The 25,507-nt window shown below is 70.1% G+C and carries 23 protein-coding genes; 5 read left to right on the top strand and 18 right to left on the bottom strand.

All coding sequences use genetic code 11. The features are described from left to right. Positions 1–8: 8 nt before the first annotated feature. The 5 genes from ABIC50_RS14280 to ABIC50_RS14300 form a co-directional block, all read right to left on the bottom strand. On the bottom strand, positions 9–866 hold the full coding sequence (locus ABIC50_RS14280; RefSeq protein WP_354164783.1) for an SDR family oxidoreductase: 858 nt from the start codon (positions 864–866) through the stop codon (positions 9–11). A gap of 130 nt (positions 867–996) precedes the next feature. Further along, positions 997–1,563 carry a hypothetical protein gene (locus ABIC50_RS14285; protein WP_012372689.1) on the bottom strand — a complete coding sequence of 189 codons (567 nt, stop codon included), beginning with the start codon at positions 1,561–1,563 and terminating at the stop codon, positions 997–999. A gap of 88 nt (positions 1,564–1,651) precedes the next feature. Further along, positions 1,652–1,951, bottom strand: coding sequence for a DUF2795 domain-containing protein (locus ABIC50_RS14290; protein ID WP_012372690.1), 300 nt, complete (start codon positions 1,949–1,951; stop codon positions 1,652–1,654). Between the two features lie 37 nt (positions 1,952–1,988). Then, positions 1,989–3,017, bottom strand: a complete 1,029-nt coding sequence (locus ABIC50_RS14295; RefSeq protein WP_011660540.1) for an SDR family oxidoreductase — start codon at positions 3,015–3,017, stop codon at positions 1,989–1,991. A gap of 27 nt (positions 3,018–3,044) precedes the next feature. Further along, complete coding sequence (locus ABIC50_RS14300) at positions 3,045–3,449, bottom strand: BON domain-containing protein (protein ID WP_011660541.1); 405 nt, start codon at positions 3,447–3,449, stop codon at positions 3,045–3,047. 241 nt (positions 3,450–3,690) lie between these two features. Here ABIC50_RS14300 and ABIC50_RS14305 point away from each other — a divergent pair, with 241 nt between their 5' ends. Both ABIC50_RS14305 and ABIC50_RS14310 read left to right on the top strand, forming a co-directional pair. Then, on the top strand, positions 3,691–5,007 hold the full coding sequence (locus tag ABIC50_RS14305; RefSeq protein ID WP_354164786.1) for a glycosyltransferase family 4 protein: 1,317 nt from the start codon (positions 3,691–3,693) through the stop codon (positions 5,005–5,007). After that, on the top strand, positions 5,007–6,053 hold the full coding sequence (locus ABIC50_RS14310) for a UDP-glucuronic acid decarboxylase family protein (protein WP_041491851.1): 1,047 nt from the start codon (positions 5,007–5,009) through the stop codon (positions 6,051–6,053). The genes ABIC50_RS14305 and ABIC50_RS14310 overlap by 1 nt, the downstream gene beginning before the upstream one ends. Positions 6,054–6,121: 68 nt before the next feature. Here the strand turns inward: ABIC50_RS14310 and ABIC50_RS14315 are convergent, their stop codons facing one another. Then, on the bottom strand, positions 6,122–8,428 hold the full coding sequence (locus ABIC50_RS14315; RefSeq protein WP_354164789.1) for a hybrid sensor histidine kinase/response regulator: 2,307 nt from the start codon (positions 8,426–8,428) through the stop codon (positions 6,122–6,124). Between the two features lie 140 nt (positions 8,429–8,568). On the opposite strand from ABIC50_RS14315, the gene ABIC50_RS14320 reads away from it, so the two are divergent. Next, positions 8,569–9,276, top strand: a complete 708-nt coding sequence (locus ABIC50_RS14320) for a PIG-L deacetylase family protein (RefSeq protein WP_354164792.1) — start codon at positions 8,569–8,571, stop codon at positions 9,274–9,276. Beyond that, complete coding sequence (locus ABIC50_RS14325; protein WP_354164794.1) at positions 9,255–10,178, top strand: glycosyltransferase family 2 protein; 924 nt, start codon at positions 9,255–9,257, stop codon at positions 10,176–10,178. Before ABIC50_RS14320 ends, ABIC50_RS14325 begins: the two co-directional genes overlap by 22 nt. Positions 10,179–10,195: 17 nt before the next feature. On the opposite strand, the gene ABIC50_RS14330 is transcribed toward ABIC50_RS14325, so the two are convergent. Further along, a complete protein-coding gene (locus ABIC50_RS14330; protein WP_011660547.1) occupies positions 10,196–11,563 on the bottom strand; it encodes a sigma-54-dependent transcriptional regulator in 1,368 nt (455 codons plus the stop codon). Positions 11,564–11,912: 349 nt separating this feature from the next. Here ABIC50_RS14330 and ABIC50_RS14335 point away from each other — a divergent pair, with 349 nt between their 5' ends. Further along, positions 11,913–12,986: a sigma-54 interaction domain-containing protein gene (locus ABIC50_RS14335; RefSeq protein ID WP_354164796.1), complete on the top strand. Its 1,074-nt coding sequence runs from the start codon at positions 11,913–11,915 to the stop codon at positions 12,984–12,986. A 49-nt stretch (positions 12,987–13,035) separates the two neighbouring features. On the opposite strand, the gene ABIC50_RS14340 is transcribed toward ABIC50_RS14335, so the two are convergent. From ABIC50_RS14340 to ABIC50_RS14390, 11 genes are all read right to left on the bottom strand, one after another. Beyond that, positions 13,036–13,986: a glycosyltransferase gene (locus ABIC50_RS14340; RefSeq protein WP_175679568.1), complete on the bottom strand. Its 951-nt coding sequence runs from the start codon at positions 13,984–13,986 to the stop codon at positions 13,036–13,038. Continuing rightward, positions 13,976–15,052, bottom strand: coding sequence for a glycosyltransferase family 9 protein (locus ABIC50_RS14345; RefSeq protein ID WP_354164799.1), 1,077 nt, complete (start codon positions 15,050–15,052; stop codon positions 13,976–13,978). The genes ABIC50_RS14340 and ABIC50_RS14345 overlap by 11 nt, the downstream gene beginning before the upstream one ends. Next, positions 15,049–16,050, bottom strand: a complete 1,002-nt coding sequence (locus ABIC50_RS14350; protein WP_354164801.1) for a glycosyltransferase family 2 protein — start codon at positions 16,048–16,050, stop codon at positions 15,049–15,051. Before ABIC50_RS14350 ends, ABIC50_RS14345 begins: the two co-directional genes overlap by 4 nt. Continuing rightward, on the bottom strand, positions 16,047–17,792 hold the full coding sequence (locus ABIC50_RS14355) for a carbamoyltransferase family protein (RefSeq protein WP_175703590.1): 1,746 nt from the start codon (positions 17,790–17,792) through the stop codon (positions 16,047–16,049). The genes ABIC50_RS14350 and ABIC50_RS14355 overlap by 4 nt, the downstream gene beginning before the upstream one ends. A gap of 3 nt (positions 17,793–17,795) precedes the next feature. Then, positions 17,796–18,998, bottom strand: coding sequence for a glycosyltransferase family 9 protein (locus ABIC50_RS14360; protein ID WP_354164804.1), 1,203 nt, complete (start codon positions 18,996–18,998; stop codon positions 17,796–17,798). Further along, positions 18,995–19,606 (bottom strand): D-glycero-alpha-D-manno-heptose-1,7-bisphosphate 7-phosphatase, encoded by a 612-nt coding sequence (locus ABIC50_RS14365; protein ID WP_011660554.1) that lies wholly within the window; start codon positions 19,604–19,606, stop codon positions 18,995–18,997. Before ABIC50_RS14365 ends, ABIC50_RS14360 begins: the two co-directional genes overlap by 4 nt. Next, positions 19,597–20,346 (bottom strand): SDR family oxidoreductase, encoded by a 750-nt coding sequence (locus ABIC50_RS14370; RefSeq protein WP_105832425.1) that lies wholly within the window; start codon positions 20,344–20,346, stop codon positions 19,597–19,599. Before ABIC50_RS14370 ends, ABIC50_RS14365 begins: the two co-directional genes overlap by 10 nt. Before the next feature lie 187 nt (positions 20,347–20,533). Continuing rightward, entirely contained in the window at positions 20,534–21,061 is a 528-nt protein-coding gene (locus tag ABIC50_RS14375; protein WP_175669476.1) for a hypothetical protein, read from the bottom strand. Further along, positions 21,003–23,810, bottom strand: a complete 2,808-nt coding sequence (locus tag ABIC50_RS14380; RefSeq protein ID WP_471685651.1) for an ABC transporter transmembrane domain-containing protein — start codon at positions 23,808–23,810, stop codon at positions 21,003–21,005. The genes ABIC50_RS14375 and ABIC50_RS14380 overlap by 59 nt, the downstream gene beginning before the upstream one ends. Before the next feature lie 47 nt (positions 23,811–23,857). Next, on the bottom strand, positions 23,858–24,715 hold the full coding sequence (locus tag ABIC50_RS14385; protein ID WP_354164807.1) for a BON domain-containing protein: 858 nt from the start codon (positions 24,713–24,715) through the stop codon (positions 23,858–23,860). A 274-nt stretch (positions 24,716–24,989) separates the two neighbouring features. Further along, entirely contained in the window at positions 24,990–25,361 is a 372-nt protein-coding gene (locus ABIC50_RS14390; RefSeq protein WP_354165262.1) for a chemotaxis protein, read from the bottom strand. Between the last annotated feature and the right edge of the window lie 146 nt (positions 25,362–25,507).

Here is a 25,507-nt window from a genome sequence, read left to right on the forward strand (position 1 = left end):
GGGAGCCGTCAGCCGCCGACGATCGAGCCGCCGTTCGGATGCAATGTCTGTCCCGTCATGTAGCTCGCGCCTTCCGATGCGAGCAGCACGTAGCAGCCGATCAGCTCGTCGGGCTGCCCCGGCCGCTTCAGCGGCACGTTCGAGCCGAACTTCGCGACTTCGTCGGCGCTGAAGGTCGACGGGATCAGCGGCGTCCAGATCGGCCCCGGCGCGACGGCGTTCACGCGAATGTCGCGCTCGGCCAGCTCGATCGACAGCGAACGCGTGAACGCGACGATCGCGCCCTTGGTCGCCGAGTAGTCGAGCAGCTTCGGGCTGCCGTGATACGCGGTGACCGACGCGGTGTTGACGATGCGTCCACCGGGCTTCATGTGCTGAAGCGCCGCCTGCGTGCAGAAGACCATCCCGTACACGTTGGTGCGGAACGTGCGCTCGAGCTGTTCCTCCGTCACGTCCTCGATGCCGGGTTGCGGATGCTGTTCGCCCGCGTTGTTCACGAGCACGTCGAGCCGGCCGAACTTTTCGACGGTGCGCGCCACGGCGTCACGCGCCTGGCGGCGCTCGCCGATGTCGCACGCGATCGCCTCGCAGCGCCGGCCCGCCTGCTCGATCAGGTGCTTCGTATGCGCGGCATCGTCCGATTCGTTCAGGTAGACGATCGCGACGTCCGCGCCCTCCTTCGCGAAACCGATCGCCACCGCGCGGCCGATGCCGCTGTCGCCGCCGGTCACGAGCGCGACCTTGCCGGCGAGCTTCCCGCTGCCGACGTAATCGGCCGCTTCGTCGCGCGGCTTCGGATGCATGTCCCGCTCGCTGCCCGGCTGCTGCGTCTGCTTCTGGGGCGGCGGGGTCTTTGCCGTGGTCATGGGTTCCTCCTTGAACGGGTGTCGGCGACACGTGTCGCAATCGGCGTGCCACGTCCGGCACGCCGGCCCGGGCAAGGTGACAGGGCCCGAGCGCCACACCGCATTGCAAGCACGTGCAGAAACGACCTGCTCAATGCGGCGCGCCCTGCGTGGTGCCGTCCGGCCGGCGCACCGGATCGAAGTCGCGCCACTGGCCGTCCTGCCAGTCGCCTTCGACGCGCTCGATCGATTGCGCGCCGGTCGCGCGCAGCACGTCTTCCGCGGCGGCGGCGGTCGTCGCCGTCACGCGCGCGGCCAGGATCACGCCGGTTTCGGTGTGCGCGAGCGTGCCCTTGCCTTCGGCCTGCTGGCCGCGCATCCGGCCGAGCGCGCCGCCGAAGGCGCCGAGATACGCGCCGGCGAGTGCGCCCGCGGCCGGCACGAACCAGTAGTGCACGCCGATCGCATAGACGATCATCCCGACGACCGCGCCGATCGCCAGCCCGCGCAGCGCGCCGACCATCGCGCCGCGCCCGCCCGGCTTCGCGGCCGTATCGGCATACACGTCGCCGCCGATCGGAAAGCGCGCGTGCTGGCCGCCCGGGTTCAGGAAGAAGATCGACACGTCGTCCGGGCCGAACGCGCGCTCGTACAGGTGGCGCGCCCCACCTTCCGCTTCATCGAACGTCGTGAAGCGGCCTGCGACGATCATCGCCATGCTCATGCTCCTCCTCGTGACGGTGACGGTAATGGTGATGGTGACGCGCCGTGCACGCGACGGCGCGCACGGCGTGACCCGGCAGCGCTCACATCAGCCGCCCGAGTTCCTTCGAGACCGACGCGGGCGTGCCGTATTCGCGATCGGGAATCTGCCGCAGCATGTCGAGCACGCCCGGATCCGCATTCGAGCGTTCCGCGCACTCGACGATGTCCGACTTGCTGGCCGGATAGTCCATCCCCTTCAGCGCCTTCTGCACGTCGACGGGGCTGGGCGCCTTGCCGTGCCCGGTCTGATGGCCGCCCTTGTCGTGGTCCTGCTGCACCCGCTCGCCTTCGTGCGCGCGCGAGTGGCTGTACTCGTGGCCCGTATGTTGTCGGGATGACATGAAAACCTCCTTCAGATGAAATAACGGAAAGGCGCGATCAGGTCGGCGCGCGGCGCGCGCGCGCCAATGCGGCAACCGCCAGCGCCGCCGCGCCCAGCGCGATCGCGCCGGCCACCTTCGGCCGCTGCACCACCGCGTTGTACGCGCAGCCGCGCAGCACGTGGCCCTCCATCCCTTCGCGCTCGTGCAATACGTGGCGTGACTCGTACAGCGCGTTGTCGTCGCGCGGGCGTGCCGGGCGCACCGTGCGCTGGCCGCGCGAGAACAGCGTGGCCGCGACGCGATCGAACAGCCGCGGCGCGTGGTACGCACTGGCCGACGTAAACTTCGCGGCGCCGCCGACGAACAGCGTGCGGCGCGGATGCGCGGCCGCGTACAGGATCGCGTCGGCGACGAGCTCCGGGTCGTAGATCGGCGGCGGCAGCTTCGCCTCGACGTTCATGTAGTTCTTCGCGTGCATCACGAACATCGTGTCGATCGCGGCCGGCTTGATCAGCGTGACGGATACCGGCAGGTGATCCGACTCCAGCTCGAGCCGCAGCGAATCGGTGAAGCCCTTCACCGCGTGCTTCGATGCGGTGTACGCGCTTTGCAGCGGCAGCGGCGCGTCGGACGCCTCGCTGCCCATGTTGATGATCGCGCCGCCATGGAAATCGTTCTTGCGGCGGAAATGGTCCGATGCGACGAGCGAGCCATGCACGACGCCCCAGTAGTTGGTGTCGAACAGCCGGCGCTGATCCTCGAGCGGCACCGCGGCCGCCGTACCGAAGATCGACACGCCTGCGTTGTTGACCCACGTGTCGAAACCGCCATAGGTATCGGCCGCCTTCGCGGCCGCGCGCTGCAGATCCTCGACATTGCCGACGTCGCCGGCGACCGGCACCGCGAGGCCGCCATGCTGGCGAATTTCCTCGCACAGCGTGTTCAGCGCGTCCTCGTTGCGCGCGAACAGCACCAGCTTCGCCCCGCGCCGTGCCGCCTTGCGCGCGGTGACGAGGCCGATGCCGCTCGTGGCGCCCGTGATCACGATCGTCTGCTCGCCGACCGGTTTGAGCATGCACTTCATCAGTGGACTCCTTTCACGGGGCCGCGGTTATTTCGGGCGGATGGTCAACTGGTCGCGCACGTCCTGCACGCCCTCGATCTGCTTGACGACACTCACCGCCTGCGTGCGCTGCTGTTCGTCCGGCACGCTGCCGGTGAGCATCACGATGCCGTGACGCGTCTTCACGTGAATGTCGCCGGCCGACAGGCCGCTCGTGCCGACCAGTTCGGCCTTGGCCTTGGTCGTGATGGTCGCGTCGCGGATCTTCGCGCCGGTGCTCGTATGCGTCGACGACGACATGGATGACGATGCGCCGTCGTCGCCGGCGGCGAACACGTTCGGCGCGACGGCCGTGCACGCGACGGCCGCGGCGATCGCGACCGCCATGCCGAGGCGCGTCGCCGGACGACGGCGAAAGCGCGGTGCGCGGGCTTGCAGCGGGAATACCTTCATCGTGACCTCCTTTCGTGGGGCCGGCATGGCCGGCGGGTATCGACACGGCGCAAATCGCGTGCCGCGCGCTGCCCGCCGGATGGGCGTGCGACACGCCGATCAGACGCCCTTTCATCCAACGCGTTGTAATTTTTTCGGCGCATCGATGGGGGGTTTCGCCCGCAAAACCCCGGGCATGCCGATTGCCGAATCGGGACGCAACGGGGCCCGTCGGCGCGGCCTCGACCACCGGAGCAACACCATGCAGAGAATTGCGTTGATCAGTGAACATGCGTCGCCGCTGGGGGTGATCGGCGGCGTGGATGCAGGCGGACAGAACATCTACGTCGCGAACGTCGCGAAGCAACTGGCCGAGCGCGGCCTCGACGTCGATGTCTACACGCGTTGCGACAATGCGCACCTGCCGGAAGTCGTTGAGATCGGCCCGCGCATGCGCGTGATCCACGTGCCGGCCGGCCCGCCGGTCGACGTGCCGAAGGAGCGGCTGCTGCCGTACATGGGTGCGTTCGCCGACTACATGATCGCGCGCATGCGGCGCGAAGCCGATCCGGTCGACGTGATGCACGCGAACTTCTTCATGTCGGGCGAGGCCGCGCTGCGCGTGAAGAAGCGCCTCGGCATTCCGCTCGTCACGACGTTCCATGCGCTCGGGCGCGTGCGGCGGCTGCATCAGGGCGCGGCCGACGGCTTTCCCGATGAACGCTTCGCGATCGAGGACACGCTCGCGCGCCGCTCGGACCGGTTGATCGCCGAATGCCCGCAGGACGCGCTGGATCTGACCACGCACTATCACGCGGACGCCGCGCGCATCGAGATCGTGCCGTGCGGGTTCGATGCGCGCGAATTCCGGCCGGTGCCGCGTGCCGACGCGCGCGCGCAGCTCGGCTGGCCGCAGCACGCGTTCGTCGTGCTGCAGCTCGGGAGGCTCGTGCCGCGCAAGGGGATCGACACCGTGATCGACGCGCTCGCGCGCATGCCGCGCGACCCGCAGCGGCCGACGCGGCTCTATATCGTCGGCGGCAGCCACGCGACGCCCGATCCGGCCCGCGATCCGGAACTCGCTCGGCTCGCCGCGCTCGCGCACGACACCGGCATCGCGGAACGCGTGATCTTCGTCGGACGGCGCGAGCGCGACGTGCTGCACCTGTACTACAGCGCGGCCGACGTGTTCGTGACGACGCCGTGGTACGAGCCGTTCGGCATCACGCCGGTCGAGGCGATGGCCTGCGCGGCGCCGGTGATCGGCAGCGACGTGGGCGGCATCCGCACCACGGTGGACGACGGCGTGACCGGCTACCTGGTGCCGCCGCGCGATCCGGCCGCGCTCGCCCAGCGGCTCGTGCAGCTGCGCGCGCGCCCCGACCTGTGCGACGCGCTCGGCCGCGCCGGCTACCTGCGCGCGCACCGCTTCTATACGTGGCGCGGCGTGGCCGATCGCCTCGTCGACATCTACCGCGACGTCGCGCATCCGCAGCGCGCCGGCACGGCGGCCAACAGCCGGCGCACCCCCGTCGCCGCGACGCCGGCCGTACTCGCGAACCGCAAGGAGAATGCATGATGAAGGGCTACGATCGCAAACGCGTACTCGTTACCGGCGGCGCCGGCTTCCTCGGTTCGCATCTGTGCGAACGCCTCGTGACGTCCGGGCACGACGTGCTGTGCGTCGACAATTTCTATACGGGGACGAAGGACAACATCGCGCACCTGCTCGACGCGCCGAACTTCGAGCTGATGCGCCACGACGTGACGTTTCCGCTGTACGTCGAGGTCGACGAGATCTACAACCTCGCGTGCCCCGCGTCTCCGGTGCATTACCAGCGCGACCCCGTGCAGACGACCAAGACCAGCGTGCACGGCGCGATCAACTTGCTCGGCCTCGCGAAGCGCGTGAAGGCGCGCATCCTGCAGGCGTCGACCAGCGAGGTGTACGGCGACCCCGACGTGCACCCGCAGGACGAGCACTACTGCGGCCGCGTCAATCCGATCGGCGTGCGCGCGTGCTACGACGAAGGCAAGCGCTGCGCGGAAACGCTGTTCATGGACTATCACCGGCAGTACGGCGTCGACGTGCGGATCGCGCGCATCTTCAATACGTACGGGCCGCGCATGCATCCGGCCGACGGGCGCGTCGTGTCGAACTTCATCACGCAGGCGCTGGCCGGCGAGCCGCTGACCGTCTACGGCGACGGCCGGCAGACGCGCTCGTTCTGCTATGTCGACGACATGGTCGACGCGCTGATCCGTCTGATGAACGAGCCCGGCGACGCGTGCGAGCCGGTGAACCTCGGCAGCGACGACGAGATCGCGATGATCGATATCGCGCGCGAGGTGGTGAGGATCGTCGGCGCGACGGTCCCGATCGAGTTCCGCCCGCTGCCGTCCGACGATCCGCGCCAGCGGCGGCCCGATCTCGAGGTCGCGCACCGGCGCCTCGGCTGGCGCGCGACGACGCCGCTCGCGACCGGGCTCGCGCATACCGCGCGGTATTTCATCCATCGGCAGGCGATGCATCACGAGCCGGGCGACCTCGTGCGCAGCACGCAGATCGCGTCGCACATGCTCGCGCAGATCAGCACGCAGAACCGGCCGGCGGCGGCGACATGAGGATCGATACGATGACTTGAAGCGACGTTACCGCGCGCGCCGCCGCGACGGCCGATGCGCACCACGCATCAGCCGTCGCGCTGCGTCACGTCCGCGATCTTGTGCGCGAGTTCCCGCACGTCGACCGGCTTGCACAGAAAGCCGTCGAACCCCGCTTCGAGCGCGCGCCGCTCGTCGGCGGGGCCCGCGTGGGCCGTGACGGCCAGCACGCGCAGGTCGCGCGGCGTCGCGCCGTGCGCACGGCCGTGCCGCAACGCGTCGAGCAGCCAGAAGCCGTCGCCGTCGGGCATCGCGAGATCGGACAGCACGACAGTTGGCTGAAGCTTGGCGACCACCGCGAGCGCTTCGCGGCCCGAGGACGCGATCGACACGGCCGCGCCGAGTGTCGTCAGCGCGGCCGTCAGGCTCGCGCGCGTGGTCGCGTCGTCGTCGACGATCAGGATGCGCTGCGCATCGAGCATCAGCCGCTCGCGCCGGGCATCGGCCTGCGCGATGCCCCACGCCATTGCGCCGGTCGGCTGCCAGCCGGCCGGCAGCGTCACCGTGAAGGTCGCGCCGCGATTGCGGCCCGCGCTTTCGACCCGCACCTGGCCGCCGTGCAGCCCGGCGATGTGGCGCACGATCGACAGGCCGAGCCCGAGCCCGCGCCGCGGCGACGCGGGCGAATCGTCCGCGCGGCGGAACATGTCGAATACATGGGGAATGAACGCGGGCGGAATGCCCTGCCCGGTGTCCGCGACGACCAGCACCGCGTGCGCGTCGTCGCGCGACAGCGTGACCGTCACCGCGCCGCCGCCCGGCGTGAATTTCAGTGCGTTCGATACGAGGTTCGCGAGCATCTGCCGCAGGCGTTCCGCGTCGCCCGACACCACACACGCGCTCGCCGCGCACTCGAACTCGAGCACGATGCCGGCCGACGACGCAGCCGTCTGAAACGCGCCAACCGTATCGGAGAAGAGCCGCACCACGTCGACCGGCATCGGATCGATCCGCAACTTGCCGGTCGCGAGCGACGACGCATCGAGGATGTCGCCCACCATGCGCGTCAGCGACCGCGCGCTGCGGTCGATCGCATCGATCGCCTGCTGTTCCAGCGCGTCGTCGCGCGTATTGCGCAGCACCTCGATCCAGCCGTAGATCACGTTCAGCGGCGTGCGCAGTTCGTGCGACACGGTCGCGAGCAATTCGTCCTTCAGACGATTCGACGTATCGGCGCGGTCGCGCGCGTCGCGCGCACCCTGCAGCGAGCGCTGCGTGCGCAGGTCGCGCCGGCGCTGCGCGCCCGTCTCGCGCAGCGTCAGCGACAGCGCGACGCAGCTGCGCGCGTCGCCGCGCACGGGGCCCGCGGACACCGTTGCGCGAAAACGCCGGCCGTCGCGGCGCACGCACAGCAATTCGAGCGGGCCGACCGCTTCGCGCATTGCGTCGAACGAATCGGCGAGCGGATTGCGCCGCAGCCAGCGCATCGCGACCAGCGTTTCGAGCGGGCGCCCGCGCGCGTCGGCTTCGTCATACCCGAAGATCCGCTGCGCGGCCGGGTTCCAGCTGACGATGCGGCCCTCGCGGTCGATCCCGACGATCGCGTCCGGCGACGCGTCGACCACCGCGCGCTGCAGGCGCGACACCTCCGCCAACGCGCGCTCCGTGCCCGCATCGCGCAGCAACAGCACCGCGCCGTCGAGGTTGCCGTGCGCGTCGACGATCGGCGACGCGGCCTCGACGATCGGTACCGGCGGGCTGCCGTCCGCGCCGTGCAGCCAGTGCCGGTCGGACAGCGCATGCGCGCCGGTGAGCGCGCGCTCGAGCGGTGTCGGCTGCACGGGCCGGTCGTCGCGGTCGAACACGTGCAGCACGTCGCGCACAGGGCGGCCCGTCGCATCCTCGAGCGCGCCGCCGGCCAGCGCGATCGCCGCCGCGTTCACGTAGGTTATGCGGCCTTGCGCATCGGTCGCGATCACGCCGTCCGGCAACGCCTGCAGCACGGAGTCGAGCTGCCGCCGCGCGGCGGCCTCGCGCTGGTAGGCCAGATGGTTCGTACGCCGTGCGTGCCGCAGCCGCGCCGCAATCGCGCACACCAGCACGCCGACCAGCATGAAGATGCCGAGCCGCACGAGGCGGTCGGGCAGCGGCCCGGTATACGCGGATGCATCGGACAGGAACAGCGTCCAGACCAGCAGCCCGCTGAGCACGGTCGACAGGATTCCGAACAGGAACGACGTCGCCCACGCGGCGCCGGCAAGCAGCGGGTAATACAGGATCAGCGGCAGGTTCACGCCACCGAAGCGGATCGCCAGCGTTTGCAGCACGGTCGCGGTCGCGACGAGCATCACGGCGGTTGCGTAATTTCCGGCCTGCGGCCGTGCAATTTCACTCATCGGACACGCTCCTGCCGGAAGCTCGACGGCACCCGGCAACGGGCGAACACACGGGCATGCCGCCTGCTTGTCCGCATGCCCGCCGGTCGGCTCCGCCCGCTCGGCCGCTTACATCGGATACCAAGGAGACTCTGAAAAACATGACCGCTCCGACACGCTGGCTCGTCATCTCGCCGCATCTCGACGATGCCGTCTTCAGTTGCGGGCAGTTGCTCGCGCAGGCGCCGGACTCGGTGGTCGTCACCGTCTTCGCCGGGATTCCCGCGCGCGGATCGGACGCGCCGCCATGGGATCGCCGGGCCGGCTTTCGCACCGCCGACGAAGCGGTGCGCAGCCGCCGCGACGAAGACCGCCGCGCGCTCGCGATGCTCGACGCGCAGCCGGTATGGCTCGACTTCCTCGACGACCAGTACGGCACGCGGGCCGCGTCGACGGCGATCGCCGCGCGCCTTGCCGACACGATCGACGCCCACCCGGGCTTCGGTGTGCTCGCGCCGGCCGGCCTGTTTCACCGCGATCACATCCAGGTGCAGCAGGCGGTGCTGACGCTGCTGCGCGACAACAGCCGCGCGGGCGACGCGGCGCGCGTCTGGCGCTTCTACGAGGATGTGCCGTATCGGCGGATCGACGGCTTGATGGCCAAGCGCGTGATCGACTGGCGCGAGCATGGCTGGATCGGTCACCCGGTCGGCCCGCCGGCGGGCAATCGCACCGACGGCGCGGCAGCGAAGGCCGCCGCCGTCGACGCGTATGCGAGCCAGATTGCGCTGTTCGAGCCTCATATGCGCGCCGATCTCCGTGAACCCGAAACGTACTGGCGGCTCGAATGCGACAACGTGTCCGCGTAACGCCGCCGCGCGTCGCGCTGCAGCCGCGCGAAGCGCGCGTGACCGCGGTCGTGCTGACGTACCGGCGCGCCGATGAACTCGCGCGCACGCTCGCGCGGCTGTCCGACTTGCCGGACCGGCCCGCGATCGTCGTCGTCGACAACGGCTCGGACGACGATACCGCCGCGCTCGTGCGCGACCGCTTCCCGCACGTGGCGCTCGTGCATGCGCCGGCCAATCTCGGCGCGGCCGGCCGCAATCTCGGCGTGGCCGTCGCGCGCACGCGCCACGTCGCGTTCTGCGACGACGACACATGGTGGGCGCCCGGCTCGCTCGCCGAAGCCGCGAACCTGCTCGATGCGTATCCGCATGTCGCGGCCGTCACCGCGCGCGTGCTGGTCGGCCCGGAACAGCGCGAAGACCCGACCTGCCGGCTGATGGCCGACAGCCCGCTGGATGCGAGCGTCGCGCTGCCGGGCCGCCCGATCCTCGGGTTGCTGGCCGGCGCGACCGCATTCCGGCGCGACGCGTTCGTGAAGGCCGGCGGCTATCATCCGCGCTACTTCCTCGGCGGCGAGGAAGCGCTGCTCGCGCTCGACCTGTATCGCACAGGCGCGTGGCTCGTATATGCACCGCACCTGACGGTCCATCATTACCCTTCGAAGCAGCGCGACGTGCACGCGCGCGCGAGCGTGTCGACCCGCAACGCGGTATGGACCGCATGGCTCCGATGGCCGGCCGGCGCCGCGCTCGCGCATACGCTGCGCATGCTGCCGCGCCTGTGGCGGGAACGCGGCGTCACGCCTGCGCTCGCTGGGCTGCCGTGGGTCCTGCGCGAGCGGCATGCGATTCCGCCGGAGGTCGAGCGCATGCGCCGCCGCGTGGACGACGCCGAGCGCCGCCGCACGCGCGCACGCGCATGAGCGCAGCGCTGCGCGCATCAGGAGTCCGGCTTTTCCGTTTCGTCTTCGAGTTGCGCGAGCCGGTTGTAAATCGTTTTCAGGCTGACGTCGAGCACCTCGGCGGCCTGCGCCTTCACGCCGCCGCATTGCGCGATCGTGCCGAGGATCAGCTTGCGGTCGACTTCCTCGAGCGGCGTGCCGAACGGCACCGTCACGCGATCTTCGTGCGACTCGACCATGCTCGACAGTTCGTCCATGATCGGCGGCGGCAGCGTGTCGATCACGTCGGCGTCGCTGAAGATGCTCGCGCGCTGCACGAAGTTGCGCAGCTCGCGTACGTTGCCGGGCCATGCGTACGACTTCAATGCTTCGCGCGCGGCCGGCGCGAAGCGCAGGTTGCGGCCGCTTTCCTCGTTGTAGCGTTGCAGGAACGCGTCGGCGAGCATCGGGATATCGTCGCCGCGCTCCCGGAGCGACGGCAGCGGGATCGGAAACACGTTGATCCGGTGATACAGGTCGGGCCGCAGCTTGCCGTCCGCCATCGCGGCTTCCGGATCGCGGTTGGTCGCGGCGACGATGCGCACGTCGACGTCGATCTCGCGCGTCGAGCCCAGCCGCGTGAGCCGCCCGGTTTCGAGCACGCGCAGCAGCTTGACCTGCGATTCGACCGGCATTTCGGTGATTTCGTCGAGGAACAGCGTGCCGCCGTCCGCGCGCTCGAAGAAGCCCTTGTGCTGCCGCTCCGCGCCGGTGAAGCTGCCGCGGTCGTGGCCGAACATTTCACTTTCGACGAGGTTCGCGGCGATCGCGCCGCAGTTCACCGCGAGGAACGGGCCGCGGCGGCGCAGGCTCAGGTCGTGCACGGTTTGCGCGGCGAGCTCCTTGCCGGTGCCCGATTCGCCGGTGAGCAGCACCGACGCTTCGGTGCGCGCGACGCGGCCGATCGCGTCATAAACGGCCTGCATCGCGGGCGAGCTGCCGAGCATCCGGCCGAAGCGGCCGAGGCGTTGCAGTTCGGAGCGCAGTTCGGCGATTTCCTCATGCAGCGCGGTGGTGCGCGGCACGCGCGCGAAGATGCTGTTCAGCCGCTGCATGTTGAGCGGCTTCACCAGATAGTCGGACGCGCCGCGCCGCAATGCGTCGATCGCAGTTTCGAGGCTCGCGTGGCCAGTGGTCAGCACCATTTCGCAATGCCCGCGCTTGGGCAACGCGTCGAACAGATCCATTCCGTTGCCGTCCGGCAGCACCAGGTCGCACAGCACCAGATCGGGGGTATTCGTCGAGACGAGCGTGCGCGCTTCTTCGAGCGTCGCGGCCGTGTCGCATGCAAGCTGCTGCGACTGGGCAAGTGCCGCGAGCATCGCGCGCGTATCGGCGTCGTCTTCGACAATCAGGACATAAGGCATCGAAGCTCCTTGTGATGCGGCCGGCTCGAACATCGGCCGAAACCGCGGCGGGCATGCGATGCGGGGTACGACGCCGGGGCTCCGGAACTACGATCGCACCGCATACGAACAAGCAGACAAGTTGTCCTGCCATGACAAACGACTGCTTAGCAGTATAGAAGAGGCGTGTGATGCATTCGCCGCTCATCGAATAAATCTATCCGCCCGCGCCGATCGCATTGCCAGATTCAATCTGCGGTCGCACGTATAAGCGGTATGCTTTCTACGTGAAAAGCGGCGTATACCACGTCATTTTTTCACCTTGTCTCGGCGGCTTCGGTCAAAACTTCCCAATGCGATAACAACACCCATGTCGAAATCCGACGATGACGGCACGCGGCTGTTCGGCCGTTCGCGAACCATCCAGGACTTGCTGCTGAAAATTTCGCGCGTCGCCGCGACGCGCGTGAGTGTGCTCGTGGTCGGCGAAAGCGGTGCCGGCAAGGACATCGTCGCGCGGCTGATTCACGACATGAGCCCGCGCCGGCGCGGCCCGTTCGTGCCCGTCAACTGCGGTGCGATTCCGAAAGACATCGCGGAGTCCCATTTGTTCGGACATGAAAAAGGCAGCTTCACCGGCGCGGTTGCACAACATGTGGGCATGTTCGAAGCCGCGCGCGGCGGCACGCTGTTTCTCGACGAAATCGCGGAAATGCCCGCGGAATTGCAGGTGAAACTGCTGCGCACGCTCGAATCGAACACGATCGTGCGCGTTGGCGGCCACGAGGCGATTCCGCTCGACGTGCGGATCGTCGCGGCCACCCATCACGATCCGGTCGAGGCCGTGCGCAGCGGCCGGCTGCGCGAGGACCTGTTCTACCGGATCGCGACGATCGCGCTGCACGTGCCCGCGCTTCGGCAGCGCGAGGACGACGTCGGCGACATCGCGCTGCAGATCGTCGAGCGGCTGAACGCGCGGCACCGCACGCGCAAGCGCCTGTCGATGCAGGCGATGAAGGCGCTGCGCGCATACACGTGGCCCGGCAACGTGCGCGAGTTGCGCAATGCGCTGGAGCGTGCGTTCATCCTCGCGGACGACCAGATCGAACTTCAACTGCCGCGCCGCCTGCCGCCGCGCGAGGAAGTGCGCCACAACGCGATGACGCTGCATATCGGCACGACGCTCGCGCATACGCAGCAGCGCTTCATCGTCGCGTCGCTGCGTCACTTCAACGGCGACAAGCCGCGCACCGCGAAGGCGCTCGGCATCAGCCTGAAGACGCTGTACAACCGCCTCGCGCTGCTGCCCGAACACGAGCGCAACGTGACGAACGGCACCGCGGCGTCGACGTCGGGCACAAGCAGCAGTGCCAACAGCACGAGCGGCAGCACCACCAGCAGCGCCGCGAGCGTGCCCTCGCCGGCGAGCCCGTCGAGCGCCTAAGCGCACCCGCTTCAAGGGCTGCATCGCGTCGATCACGGCCCCGCTCACACTACGACGCAACGTCGCGCAATGCGTTGTCCCAGTCGCGCGCGAAGCGCTCGATGCCGAACCGCTCGCACGCATCGCGCTTGGCCGCCGCGCCCCACTCGCGCGCGAGTTCCGGATCGCGGATCAGCATGCGCATCGCGTCGATCAGCACGTCGGGCCGCGTATCGGCGACACCGTTGTAACCGGTCTTCACGAGCTGCGCCATCTCCGTCGTCGCGAGCGCGACGATCGGCAGCCCGATCATCATCGCCTCGATCACCGCGAGCCCGAGGCTCGTGTAGCGGATCGGATTGAAGAAGAACCGGTAGTGCGACAGGAACTGCGGCAGCGCCGGGTTCGGCACTTCCCCGATGCCGCCGAGGTCGGTCGAGCCCATCCCGACCAGATCGAGCGGCACGCTGTGGCGCACGACCTCGAACAGGTCCGCGCCGAGACGCCGCCCGCGCCGCGCGAGGTTGTTCACGACCGTCACGCCCTTCGGCAGCGTGCCGCGATACTCGATGCCGTCGGGCAGCAGCACGCCATGCTCGATCACGCGCGTCGGCGTGACGCCGTTGTCCCACATCAGCGCGTTGAACGGCGTGACGTGCACCAGCAACATGTTCGGATCCTGCACCGGATGCAGCGTATCGGTCGGATGCTCGCGCGGCGGATCGTGCTCGACGAACAGCGCGGGCAGCGCCCGCTGCGCGTCGCTCAGCAATCGCAGCCGGTCTTGCTCGTAGTGCCGGTGATGCTGGTACAGTACGCAGTCGAACTCGGTGTCGCGCACGCATTCGACGCTCACCTCGTGCACGTTGTCGCCCCACGGCAGATGCCCGACCCGACCCGCATAGCCGGGCGGATGCTGCGGCTTCGTCACGAGGTAGAAATCGTGCGGCGCCTGCGACAGGTAATACAGATAGTTGCCATGCACGTGCCAGGTCAGCACGCGCAACCGCTTACGTGACATGACGTCTCTCCTCCGCGAGCAGTTCGCCCGCCCGTACCATCACGTCGTCGACGCCGATCGCGCTCGCGCATTCGTGCCCGTACGGGCAGGTGTCGAACATGCACGGCCGGCACGCCGGGTAGTTCGCGATCACGCGATGACGTTCGCCATCGAGCGGCGCCCAGCGCGCCGTATCGCTGCCGCAGGCGACGACGATGCTCGGCGTGCCGAGCGCCGCCGCGACATGCGACACGCCCGTGTCGTTGCATAGCAGCAGCCGCGCGCGGCCGATCAGCGCGGCCAGCGCGCCGAGCGGCGTGCGCCCGCACAGGTTCACGCACGGCCGCCCGAGCTGCTCGGCGAATGCGGCGGCCAGCGCGATTTCCGCGCGCGTGCCGGTCAGCACGATCTGCCAGCCTTCGGACGCGAGCTGCCGCGCGGCGCTCGCGAAACGCTCGACCGGCCAGCGCCGCGACGCCATCCGCGCGCCCGGATGGACGATCACGTAGCGGCCCGGATCGAGCGCGTGTTCTTCGCACAGCACATGCCAGAGCGCGTAGTCGAGCCCGCCGAGCGGGAATTCGAGGTAGTCGCCCCAGTCCGGATAGCCGAGCTTGCGCGTGAGCGACAGGCAGTGCGTGACCTCCGGTTCGCCGTCCCGCCACGGGACCTGACAGTCGAGCGCCGTCGTGCCGCCGTCGGCCGGCACGAAGCCCGCGGTGCGCGTCGCGCCGAGCGACGCGACGATCGCGTTGGTCTGCGCGCCGCTGCCGTGCAGCTGGATCGCGAGATCGAAGTCGCGCGCACGGCATTCCGCGACGAACGCCTCGCGCGCGGCTGCGTCGGCTTCCGGCTGCTCGCCGAGGCCCGGCGCGCCCGGAAACGCGATGAAGTTGTCGATGTAGTCGGAGAAGCGCGACGCGAATTCGCGCGCCCACGGCAGCCCGATCAGCGTGATGCGCGCATCCGGTTCGCCGCGCCGCAGCGCGCGCAGCGCCGGCACCGCGCACAGCATGTCGCCGAGCTGCAGCGCGCGGAATACCGCGATGCGGCTCGGGCCGGACGATGAAGCGGAATCGAACATCATAGGAAGAACACCCGGAAGTGAAGCGCGCCGCGCATGCGCCAGTACAGCGACACGGGCGGAATCGCGATCGACGTGACGATCATCTCGGCGACATGCGACGGCGTGAGCCGCGTGCCGCGCAGCCGCTTCGCGCAGAATGCGGCGGTAATCACCCCCCATGCGAGCGCGCACGCGATGCCCGCCGTGCGCCAGCCGGCCGCGAAACAGCCGATCGCGCCGAGCGCGAACAGCACGGCCGCGTAGTAGTTCCACGGCGGCATCGGCCGGATATGACGCCGGTAGGTCGCACGATGCTTCTTGTACAGCAGCGCGTCGAAATACACCTTCGACTGCTGGCCGATGCTCGCGCCCCAGCGCGCGGGGCGCACCGGATGCACGATCCGCGCGGCGTCGACCTCGACGATCGGCCCCGCATGCTCGCGCAGCGCGAACATCAGGTCGGCGTCCTCGCGCCACGCGCGCGTGAAGCGTTCGTCGAAACCACCGACGCGTTCGAGCGCCGCGCGCCGCACGAAGCAGTTCGCGGTCGCGAATTCCGCGTGCGCGAGGCCGGCGGCATCGCGTTCGTAGTCGGTCGGGCGCGGCCGCAGCGGCACGTCGATGCACCCGGCCGCCGCGGCCGCCGACGGCTCGGCCTGCAGCGCGGCCGCGCCGTGGCGCAGCCAGGTCGGATCGGGAATCGTGTCGTCGTCGGTGAACGCGATCAGCGCGCCGCGCGCGCCGCGCCAGCCGACGTTGCGTGCGCCGGCCGGCCCCTGCGTATCGGGCGCGGTCATGTAGCGGATCACCGGCACGTCGGCCACGCGCGTGCGGCACGCGTCGACGACGGCCCGCGCGCTGCCGGCTGGATCGTCGTCGACGACGACGATCTCGTAGGTCGTCGGATCGAACACCTGCACGCACAGCGCGTCGAGGCAGCGCTCGAGCAGGTCGGGCCGCCGGTATGTCGGCACGACGACCGACACGACCGGCGGCAGTTGCGTGGCGCGCATGTTCATCTCGGCTTCTCCAGCAGGAACGAACCGATCACGAGCGCGTCGAGCGGCGAAGTCCAGAAGCATTCGATCGCGTCGCGCGGCGAACAGACGATCGGCTCGCCGCGCGTGTTGAACGACGTGTTGACGAGCACCGGCACGCCGGTGAGCGCGTCGAACTCGGACAACAGCGCGTGCAGCAGCGGATGCTGCTGTTCGTCGACGGTCTGCACGCGCGCGGTGCCGTCGATGTGGCGCACCGCCGGAATCTTCGCTTCCGCACCCGGCGCGACGTCGTATACGAACAGCATGAACGGCGCGCGCAGCGGCGTGCGTCGCCCGCCGATGAACCACTGATGCGCACGGCTTTCGAGCACGACCGGCGCGACCGGCCGGAAGTCCTCGCGGTCCTTGATCCGGTTCAGCTTGCGCTGCATGTCCGGATCGATCGGCGACGCGAGGATCGAGCGGGCGCCGAGCGCGCGCGGGCCGAACTCCATGCGGCCCTGGAACCAGCCGATCACGCGGTTCGCCGCGAGCAGCGCGGCCGTCTGCGCGGCGACGTCGGCCAGCCGCCGGTACGGCAGCTGCGCCTCCTTCAGGAACGCCTCGATCGCGTCGTCGCTGTACGACGGTCCGAGATACGCATGGTCCATCCGCCAGTCGCCGCGCCTCCCGCGCATCCGGAAGTCGGTCCACAACGCGGCGCCGAGCGCCGTGCCCGCGTCGCCGGCGGCCGGCTGCACCCACACGTCGTCGAACGGCCCGCGATCGCGGATCTTCGCGTTCATCACGCAGTTCAGCGCGACGCCACCCGCCATCGCGAGCTGCTTCTCGCCGCTCTCGGCGGCGAGCCAGTCGACCGCCTGCAACACCGTTTCCTCGAGCACCACCTGCAGCGCGTGCGCGATGTCGCAGTGATGCGGCTCGATCGGGCCGCCGCGCTCGCGCGGCGCGCCGAACCGCGCGGCCAGATCGGCTTCGACGACCTCGTAGCGGCCTTCGCCGTTGTAGCTCACCAGCTTGCGCATCTCGTCGGCGAGCACCGGCTTGCCGTACGACGCGAGCGCCATCACCTTGTACTCGTCGGACGAATGCAGGAAGCCGAGGTAGCGCGTCACGTGCTCGTACAGCAGGCCGAGCGAGTGCGGCAGGTTGATCTGCCCGAGCCGCCGGTAAGCCTGGCCGTCGAACACGCCGTAGCTCGTCGTCGCGCGTTCGCCGCGTCCGTCGAGCGTCATCACCGCGCAGTGGTCGTACGGCGCCGCGAGAAACGCGCTGGCCTCGTGCGCGAGATGGTGCTCGATGAAGTGCCAGCGGAACGGGCCGTCGTGCGCGACGCCGCGAAAGCGCCGCTGCAGATGATGCGGCGCTCCGCCCGCGAGCTGACGCGGCGCGTTCACGATCGACGACAGGAACAGCGGATGCCAGGGCGATGCGCCGTCGGCACGCGGCGCGTGCGCGGACGGCGCCAGCGGCAGCGTCAGCTCGGGCGTGTTGCCGTGCCGATCGAGTTCGAGCCACGGATCGTACGAATACGCGACATGGTCGACCTCGGCCAGCGTGATGTCGGCTTCCGCGAGACAGTAGTCGATCGCGTGATACGGCAGCTCCCACGTCGAAAACGGCACCGGCCGCTTCGCGTGCTTCACGTGCGTGAAGCGTTCCTCCTCGGCCGCGGCGAGCACGACGCCGTCGCGCACGAGGCACGCGGCGCTGTCGTGGAAGGCGGCGTTGATGCCGAGCGTGTAAGTGGAGTCGGGCATGCGTCAGCTCCTGGTGATGACGTGCGCGAAGGGAATCACGTTCGATGCGTTCGCGGCGACCGGCTCGACGCCGCGTACGGCGGCGCGCGCGGCCGCGCGTTGCGCATGGCGCTCGCTGCCGCGCAGCAGCGCGTGCGTCGCCGCGACGACGTCGTCGACGCTCACGCCGAGCAGGCACGGATGCCCCGGCTGGTTGCATACGCTGCGATAGCAGTTGCGACACGGCACATCGACGTTCAACGCGCGATGCGGCACACGCCACGGCGTGTGCTGTGGGTTGGTCAGTGCGTACAGGTCGACGACCGGCGTGCCGAGCGCGGCCGCGAGATGCACGGGGCCGCTGTTGTTCGACAGCAGCAGGTCGGCCGTCTCGATCAGCGCGCCGAGCTCGCCGAGCGGCAGCGCGCCGGCGAGCGGCACCGCGCGCGGCCCCGCGCGTTCGCACACGGCCTCGACGAGCGGCCGCTCGTCGGCGCTGCCCGTCACCGCGATTCCGTCGAACAGCGGCGCGAGCCGCGCGGCCGCCGCGCCGAAACGCTCGGCCGGCCAGCGCCGCGACGCCGCGCTCGCGCCGGGATGCACGACGAGCCAGCGCGCGCGCGCAGAGCCCGGCCGGCGCGGGCCGCCGATGCGCTCCAGCGCGGCACGCAGCCGGGCGTGCAGCGCATCGCGCGCCGCGTCGCCGGGCTCGAACGCCATCCGCCAGTCGGAGGTCTTCGCGCCGATCGAGCGCACCAGCGCCAGCTGGCGCGCGACCTCGTGGCGCACGAACGATTCCGGCTCGGGTTCCGGCACGCGGTCGGTCAATAGTTCATACGGATTCTCGCGACAATGCGCGAGCCGCAGCGGGATGCCCGCGAGCCAGCACATCATCGCGGCCGGCAGCGGACTCTGGCTGTACACGGTGAAGATCACGGCCGCGTCGAAGTGACCGGCCAGCAGCCGGTCGATCATGTCGAGATCGACGACCGGATCGCCGCGGGCCTCCGGATGCTTGACCCAGGGCGCGTCATACGTCCACACGTCGTCGACCATCGGCAGATGCGGCGCGAGCGCGGCGCCGGTGCGCGACGTCAGCAGCGTGAGCCGGCGGCCGTGGCCGCTCTCCTTCAGCGCGCGCAGCGCGGGCGTCGTCATCAGCACGTCGCCGAGGCTGTCGAGCCGCACGCACAGGATCCGGCGTGCACGATCCCACGCCGCGCTCATCGCCGCACCCACGAGCCGTGACGGCGCACGGCCTCGCGCACGACGATGTCGGCGGCGAGGTCGAGACGGGTGACCACGTGGAGCGGCGTGCGCGTCGCATCGATCCGCCATTCGGTCTCGTTGCCGCAGTCGACCAGGATCGTGCCGCAGCGTGCGGCGCGGCCGGCCTCGACGTCATCGAGGATGTCGCCGATCATCCAGCTCCATTCCGCGACCGCGCCGAGCGTGGCGAGCGCGCGGCGCAACATGCCGGGGCGCGGCTTGCGGCAGATGCAGTCGCACGTATAGCGCGGCACGCTGCCCGCCGGGTGATGCGGGCAGTAAAAAAAGTCCGCCAGCACCGCGCCGTTCGCTTCGAACAGTTCGGCGAGACGCTGGCGGACCGCGCCAAGCTCACGTTCGGTAAAGCGGCCGAGCGCGACGCCCGGCTGGTTCGACACGACCGCGATCGGCATGCCGGTCTCGCCGAGCGTGCGCAGCGCGCGCGCCGCGCCCGGCGCGAGTTTCATCCGCGCGGGATCGACGTTGTACGGCACGTTCTCGAGCAGCGTGCCGTCCTTGTCGAGCAGCACGGCGCCCGGCAGCCGCCGTTCGCGCTTCAGGGCCATGACGTCTCCTTCATCGGCAGCACCATCAGCTCCGGCACGACGGTCCCCGGCGGCTGCGTCAGCACGAACCGCACGGCGGCCGCGACGTGCTCCGGCGGCTGCAGCGTGTCCTCGTCGATGTCGGGGAAGCGGTCGAGCAGGAACGGCGTGCGCATCCCGCCCGCGACGATCGCCGACACGCTCACGCCGGCCGGCCGCAACTCCGCATGCAGCGCATGCGACAGCCCGAGCAGCCCCCACTTCGTCGCGTGATACGCGGACGCATTCGGCCACGCGCGCTTCGATGCCGTCGACGCGATGTTGACGATATGGCCGCTGCCGCGCGCCTTCATCATCGGCACGGCCGCGTGGCACATCAGGTACGGGCCGAACAGGTTCGTCATCATCACCTGCTGCCACGCTGCAACGCTGACGTCGTCGATCGGCGCGGTCACGTCGATCGCCGCGTTGTTGACGATCACGTCGAGATCGCCGAGCGCCTCGCGCGCGTCGTGCACCACCTGCAGCACCGACGCTTCGTCGCGCACGTCGAGCGGCCGTCCGACCGACTGACCGCCATGCCGCTCGAGTCGTTGCGCGACGGCCGCCGCGCGGTCGCCGTCGAGATCGGCGACGATCACGTGCGCGCCGTGTTGCGCCAGCTCCTCGCAGATGGCCTCGCCGAGGCCGCGGCCGCCGCCCGTCACGAGCGCGGTGCGTCCGGCAAGAGATTGGCGGGCGGGATCGTGAGTCGCGTTCACATGCACCTCCTGTATGCGTCCGAAGAATCGGCGGAATCGTGGCCGTGACACTTGTCGCGACAAGCGTCGGTACAGGGGTACAGCGAGAAGCATGCCCGTGCGCGCGCGCCCGTGCCGTGTCGGCGGGCGGCGCGCGGTCGCTGGCTTTTTTATAACGGGCTGTAAAAACGTGCCCGCGCGCCCGCGCTCAGATAGCGAGCGCGTCCGGTGTCGCCTGCGCGCGGTGCTTCGCGACCGCGCGCAGGCAGTGCGCGATGCAACCCGCGAACGCCTCGTCGAACCACGGTTGTGCGCCCGACACGCCGACCACGATGCCGTGCTGCGCGACACCGCCCCACAGGTTCGTGTCGCCCGCGCGCAGCCGGTACGGCTCCAGCGCCTGCACGACGTGGCCGTCGCGGCCGGTTTCCCACGACAGCCGCGCCTTCGCGCGTGCGTACGCGCGATAGTCGGCATCCCAGTCCTTCGGGTCGGGCAGCGAGAACTCGTAGAGGATGGCGTCCTCGAATGCAGCGTCGCGCGGCCCGAGCGCCGGATCCATGATCACGATGTGCAGGCAGCCGCTGTCGCCGACGAAGTCGCTCTGCAACGCGGCCGACAACGTCGGCAGCAGCAGCTCGACGGCCGCGACCGCGGCCTGGCGATCGGCGAACGCGCTACCGCCGCGGCGCTGGGTCAGGGTTTCGGGGGGCGTCGGATTCAGAAGGTTCGGCATGGAGTTCTCCGGAGGAAAACGCGAGCGCGCGCAGCGCCGCGATCAGGTCGTCCGCCGCGGCGGGCTTGGTCAGGTAAGCATGGAAACCCGCTTCGACCGCGCGGGTGCGGTCGCGTTCACGCGCATGGCCGGACAACGCGAGCGCCTCGAGCGGCGCGCGGCCGTCGCGCGGGCGTTCGGCATCGAGCTGGCGGACCCGGCGCATCACCGTGTAGCCGTCCTCCTCGTCGTCGCCGAGGTCGATGTCGCACACGAGCAGCGCCGGCCAGTCCGCGCGGCGCGCGTGCCACAGGTCGTCGAGCAGCGCCTGTCCGGACGCGAACGCGCGCACGTCCGCCCCGGCAAAGTTCAGCAGCGCGGTGAGCGCCTCGCGCGCCTCGTCGTGATCGTCGACGCAGGCGATGCGCACGCCGTCGAGCGGTTTCGTCGGCACGGTTGCGCCGGCACCGGCCGCCTGTAGCGATGCCGGCGCCACCGCGCACATCGGTAGCGACAGGTGCAACGTCACGCCGTGGTCGTCGCGCTCGCGCACGACGTAGCCGCCGGCATCCTCGATCGTGTCCTGCAGCCGTTCGAGATCGAGCAGCGACAACTCCGGCGCCTCGACGCCCGCGCAGGTGATCGTGATGCGCGCTTCCGGGTCGTGGCGCGCGGTGCGCACCTCGACCTGGCCGCCGCCGCTCACGTCGATCCCGCCGCGGCACAGCTCCCACACGAAGCGGCGCAGCGCGGCCGGATCGGCCTCCACGACGAGATCCTCGTTCGACAGTTCGCGAAATACCGGCACGCCGCGCCGGGCGGCCGCCTCCGCCAGCGAGTCGAGCACGTGCGCGACGAGCGGATTGATCCGCACCGGCTGCCGCGCGAATTTCGCTTCGGTGCGCTCCAGCTCGCGCTGTTTCGCCTGCAGCGACCACATCTGCGCATACACGCCGTCGCTCGCCAGCAGCTCGTCGTGCGTGCCCTGCTCGACGAGCCGGCCGTGCTCCATCACGAGAATCCGGTCGGCGTCGACGATCGTCGACAGCCGGTGCGCGATGATGAGGCTCGTGCGGTGCCGCGCGACGCGCATCAGCTCCTGCTGGATCGCGCGCTCCGAGCGCGTGTCGAGCGCCGACGTCGCCTCGTCGAACACGACGATCGGCGGCGCCTTCAGCAACGCACGCGCGATCGCGACGCGCTGCCGCTCGCCGCCCGACAGCCGCACGCCGCGCTCGCCGACGCGCGTGTCGTACGCATCGGGCAGCCGCTCGATGAACGTGTCGAGCTGCGCGCCGCGCGCGGCCGCGATCACGTCGCCGCGCGTCGCGTCGCGCCTGCCGTACGCGATGTTGTAGGCCAGCGTGTCGTTGAACAGGATCGTGTCCTGCGGAACGATGCCGAGCGCATCGCGCAGGCTGCGCTCGGTCACGAGCCGCAGGTCCTGCCCGTCGATCCGGATCGTGCCGGCATCGGGCTGGTACAGCCGGAACAGCAGCCGCGCGAGCGTCGACTTCCCCGAGCCGCTGCCGCCGACCACCGCGATCGATTGCCCGGGCTCGATGCGAAACGATACGTCCCACAGAATCTGCCGGCTCGGCTCGTAGCTGAAGTCGACATGCTCGAACTCGATCGCGCCGCCGCGCACCACGAGCGGCTGCGCGCCGGGCGCATCGCCGTCCTCGCCCGGCAGGCCGCGCGCATCGAGCAGCCCGAACAGGCGCTCGATGTTGGTCATCGCGTCGTTCGCCTCGCGGAACACGAAGCCGAGCGCGTTCAGCGGCAGGCTGATCTGGATGATGTATGCGTTGATCAGCACCAGGTCGCCGACCGTCATCGTGCCGCGCGCGACATACTGGCCGGCCAGCAGCATCACCGCCGCGATGCCCGCGCCGATGCACGCGCTCTGCCCGATGTGCAGCGTCGACAGCGCGTACTGGTTCTCGACGCCCGCCTCGCGCCAGTCGTCGAGCACGCGTTCGAGCCGGCTGCGCTCGACGTCCTCGCGCGCGAAGTACTTGACGGTATCGACGTTGAGCAGGCTGTCGACCACGCGCGAGTTCGATTCGGCCTCGAGCGCGTTCACGCGGCGCTGGTAGCGCGTGCGCCGGCGGGTGAACACGGTCGTATACGCCGCGTAGACCGCGAACGTGACGAGGATGACCGCGGTGAAGCCGCCGCCGTACTTGCTGATCACGATCACCAGCACCGAGCCGATCTCGATCGCGGTCGGCACGATCGTGAACACCGCGACGCCGAGCAGGTACGCGATGCCGGCCGTGCCTTTCTCGAGATCGCGCACGACCATGCCGGTCTCGCGCTGCGAATGAAAGCGCGCGCCGAGCCGGTGCAGATGGCCGAACGTGCGGACGGTAAACGACGCGACCGTGTGCTGCGTGACCTGCACGAAGGTCATGTCGCGCACTTCGTTCAACGCGTTCGCGGCGAAGCGCACCACCGCATACGCGAACAGCAGCAGCACCGGCAGCGCGATCGGCTGGCCGGCCGCGCGGCCGAATCCGTCGACGATATCCTTCAGCAGTAGCGGCACCGATACGGCCGCCGCCTTCGCGAGCACCAGCAGCACGATCGCGGCGAACACGCGCGTGCGGTAATGCCGGATCGCGCGCCACAGCTCGAGCGCGATGCGCATGCGCAGGCCGCGCACGTCGTGGTCGCGGCTGTCGCGGGGATCGCGGCGGTCATGGCGCGCGCCGTTGCCGCGCGGGTCGCGGCCGTCGCGCGCCAGCTCGTCGGTGCCGGCCGTCATGCGCGCGAGGCCTGGGTCCGTGGTCGGGTCGTCCCGCGCATCGTCCGTCAATGGTGCGATTCGCGGTCGCGGCCGGTGCCGCTGCCCGGTTCGGGGTCGCGCACGGCGGGCTGCGTCGGCGTGACGGTGCGTTGGGACGGATGCAGCACCGTGCCCGGTTGGTGTTCGTCGTCGTTGCGGCGCACCCGCACGCGGTTCTCGACGTCGCGCACGCACATGCAGCCGTCGGCGATGTCCTCGATGTCGTGCTTCATCCAGCGCGACGGCACGGTGCCGTCCAGTTCGACGCGGCCGTCGCGCACCTGCACGGACACGTCGCTCACGTCGATGTCGAGCGCGTGCGCCAGCCGCTCGCAGACGTCCTCGCGAATGCGCTCGTCCGAGCGCGTATAGCCTTTCGGGCCACGGCGCTGGCGCATCGCTTCGCGTTGCGCATCGGCACGGCGCGGATCGTGTGGATCGCGCGGATCATGGTCGCGCTCGCCGCCGTACCCGCCCAGGCGGTAATGCTCGCGGAAACCCGGCTGATCGCCGCCATACCGGCCTTCGCGACCTTCGCGGCCTTCACCACCTTCCATGCGACGACCGCGGTTCCCATAGCCGCGCTCGGCTTCCCATTCCGGATCGCGCGACCCGCCCGGCGCGTCGCGCCAGTCGCCGACGTCGCCCGGACGCCGCTCGGCCGACGTGCGCGCCGAGCGTTCGCTCCATTCGCTGCCCCAGTCTTCCGGGCCGACGTTCTCGCTCGCGAAGCGCCGGTACGCGGATTCATAGTCGGCGTCGTGCCGCCGGGTTTCGTCGCCGCGAAAGTCGCGCTCGCCGCCCCGGTACGCACGTTCGCCGCGTTCCTGCCAGTCGGGCGGCCCGCTGCGTTCGGCTTGCCGTCCCGGATATCGTCGTTGCATCGTGTCCTCCTTGCGCGCCCCAGTGCCGCGCACGGCTCCATGCCGCAGCGCGGCGCGCGTCGTTCGGTCGGTTGCAAATCGCGTGCCGCGTTCGTGGCAAGGCCCGACACGACGACGCGGGTTGGCGACTCGCCGCGGCTCCTCGGTTTACGCCGCCCGCTGCTTCTCCGTGTTCTTGGGCGCTCTCCGGTCGAACGCCGGTCGGCGGCGCCGGCTGCCGCCCCTATCTGCAACGCGATTGCAGTTTTTGCGCGGAACCTCGCCGTATCGGGCCCTATGCGCCACCGGTGCCCGGGCCTGTCGGCTCGTCCGGGTCCTCAAGGCCGCCGGCCTCGTCGAATCGTTCCGTGCGGTCCGGCTCGATATCCGCGGCGTCCTCGAGCCCCGCATCGCCGTCCGCGGATGCGCGTTCGCCGGTGCCCGCGCGGTCCGTATCGCTGTCGAGCGCCGCGTCGCCGCGTTCCAGCGCGTGCTCGTCGAGCGGCGAATCGATGTCGAACGGATGGCGCCGCGCGCCGGCCGTGTCGCTGCCGCTGTCGGACGAGTCGCTCGGGCCCAGCGCGCGGCCGTCGCGCCCGCGCGACGCGTTCTCGTCGTCCGGGCCGACCGGCTCGTTGTCGGGATTCAGTGTACTGTTCCTGTCGATGTCCTCGTGTTCCGCCGGGCCGCAGGACCGCCTGCGTGCCCGATGCGCCCGTGTAGCGCGGGTCGGACCACGACGCAATCGGCATGCCGCGTCCGCGGCGATCGGGCGGCTGGCAGCCCGATCGGCCGCGCCATTCAATACGCGGC

It is taken from the genome of Burkholderia sp. 567 (assembly GCF_040545115.1).
GTDB lineage: Bacteria > Pseudomonadota > Gammaproteobacteria > Burkholderiales > Burkholderiaceae > Burkholderia > Burkholderia ambifaria.

Coding starts and splice junctions, on each gene's coding strand:
- ABIC50_RS14280 (WP_354164783.1), bottom strand. CDS start 866: ATGACCACGGCAAAGACCCCGCCGCCCCAGAAGCAGACGCAGCAGCCG.
- ABIC50_RS14285 (WP_012372689.1), bottom strand. CDS start 1,563: ATGGCGATGATCGTCGCAGGCCGCTTCACGACGTTCGATGAAGCGGAA.
- ABIC50_RS14290 (WP_012372690.1), bottom strand. CDS start 1,951: ATGTCATCCCGACAACATACGGGCCACGAGTACAGCCACTCGCGCGCG.
- ABIC50_RS14295 (WP_011660540.1), bottom strand. CDS start 3,017: ATGAAGTGCATGCTCAAACCGGTCGGCGAGCAGACGATCGTGATCACG.
- ABIC50_RS14300 (WP_011660541.1), bottom strand. CDS start 3,449: ATGAAGGTATTCCCGCTGCAAGCCCGCGCACCGCGCTTTCGCCGTCGT.
- ABIC50_RS14305 (WP_354164786.1), top strand. CDS start 3,691: ATGCAGAGAATTGCGTTGATCAGTGAACATGCGTCGCCGCTGGGGGTG.
- ABIC50_RS14310 (WP_041491851.1), top strand. CDS start 5,007: ATGAAGGGCTACGATCGCAAACGCGTACTCGTTACCGGCGGCGCCGGC.
- ABIC50_RS14315 (WP_354164789.1), bottom strand. CDS start 8,428: ATGAGTGAAATTGCACGGCCGCAGGCCGGAAATTACGCAACCGCCGTG.
- ABIC50_RS14320 (WP_354164792.1), top strand. CDS start 8,569: ATGACCGCTCCGACACGCTGGCTCGTCATCTCGCCGCATCTCGACGAT.
- ABIC50_RS14325 (WP_354164794.1), top strand. CDS start 9,255: ATGCGACAACGTGTCCGCGTAACGCCGCCGCGCGTCGCGCTGCAGCCG.
- ABIC50_RS14330 (WP_011660547.1), bottom strand. CDS start 11,563: ATGCCTTATGTCCTGATTGTCGAAGACGACGCCGATACGCGCGCGATG.
- ABIC50_RS14335 (WP_354164796.1), top strand. CDS start 11,913: ATGTCGAAATCCGACGATGACGGCACGCGGCTGTTCGGCCGTTCGCGA.
- ABIC50_RS14340 (WP_175679568.1), bottom strand. CDS start 13,986: ATGTCACGTAAGCGGTTGCGCGTGCTGACCTGGCACGTGCATGGCAAC.
- ABIC50_RS14345 (WP_354164799.1), bottom strand. CDS start 15,052: ATGATGTTCGATTCCGCTTCATCGTCCGGCCCGAGCCGCATCGCGGTA.
- ABIC50_RS14350 (WP_354164801.1), bottom strand. CDS start 16,050: ATGAACATGCGCGCCACGCAACTGCCGCCGGTCGTGTCGGTCGTCGTG.
- ABIC50_RS14355 (WP_175703590.1), bottom strand. CDS start 17,792: ATGCCCGACTCCACTTACACGCTCGGCATCAACGCCGCCTTCCACGAC.
- ABIC50_RS14360 (WP_354164804.1), bottom strand. CDS start 18,998: ATGAGCGCGGCGTGGGATCGTGCACGCCGGATCCTGTGCGTGCGGCTC.
- ABIC50_RS14365 (WP_011660554.1), bottom strand. CDS start 19,606: ATGGCCCTGAAGCGCGAACGGCGGCTGCCGGGCGCCGTGCTGCTCGAC.
- ABIC50_RS14375 (WP_175669476.1), bottom strand. CDS start 21,061: ATGCCGAACCTTCTGAATCCGACGCCCCCCGAAACCCTGACCCAGCGC.
- ABIC50_RS14380 (WP_471685651.1), bottom strand. CDS start 23,810: ATGACGGCCGGCACCGACGAGCTGGCGCGCGACGGCCGCGACCCGCGC.
- ABIC50_RS14385 (WP_354164807.1), bottom strand. CDS start 24,715: ATGCAACGACGATATCCGGGACGGCAAGCCGAACGCAGCGGGCCGCCC.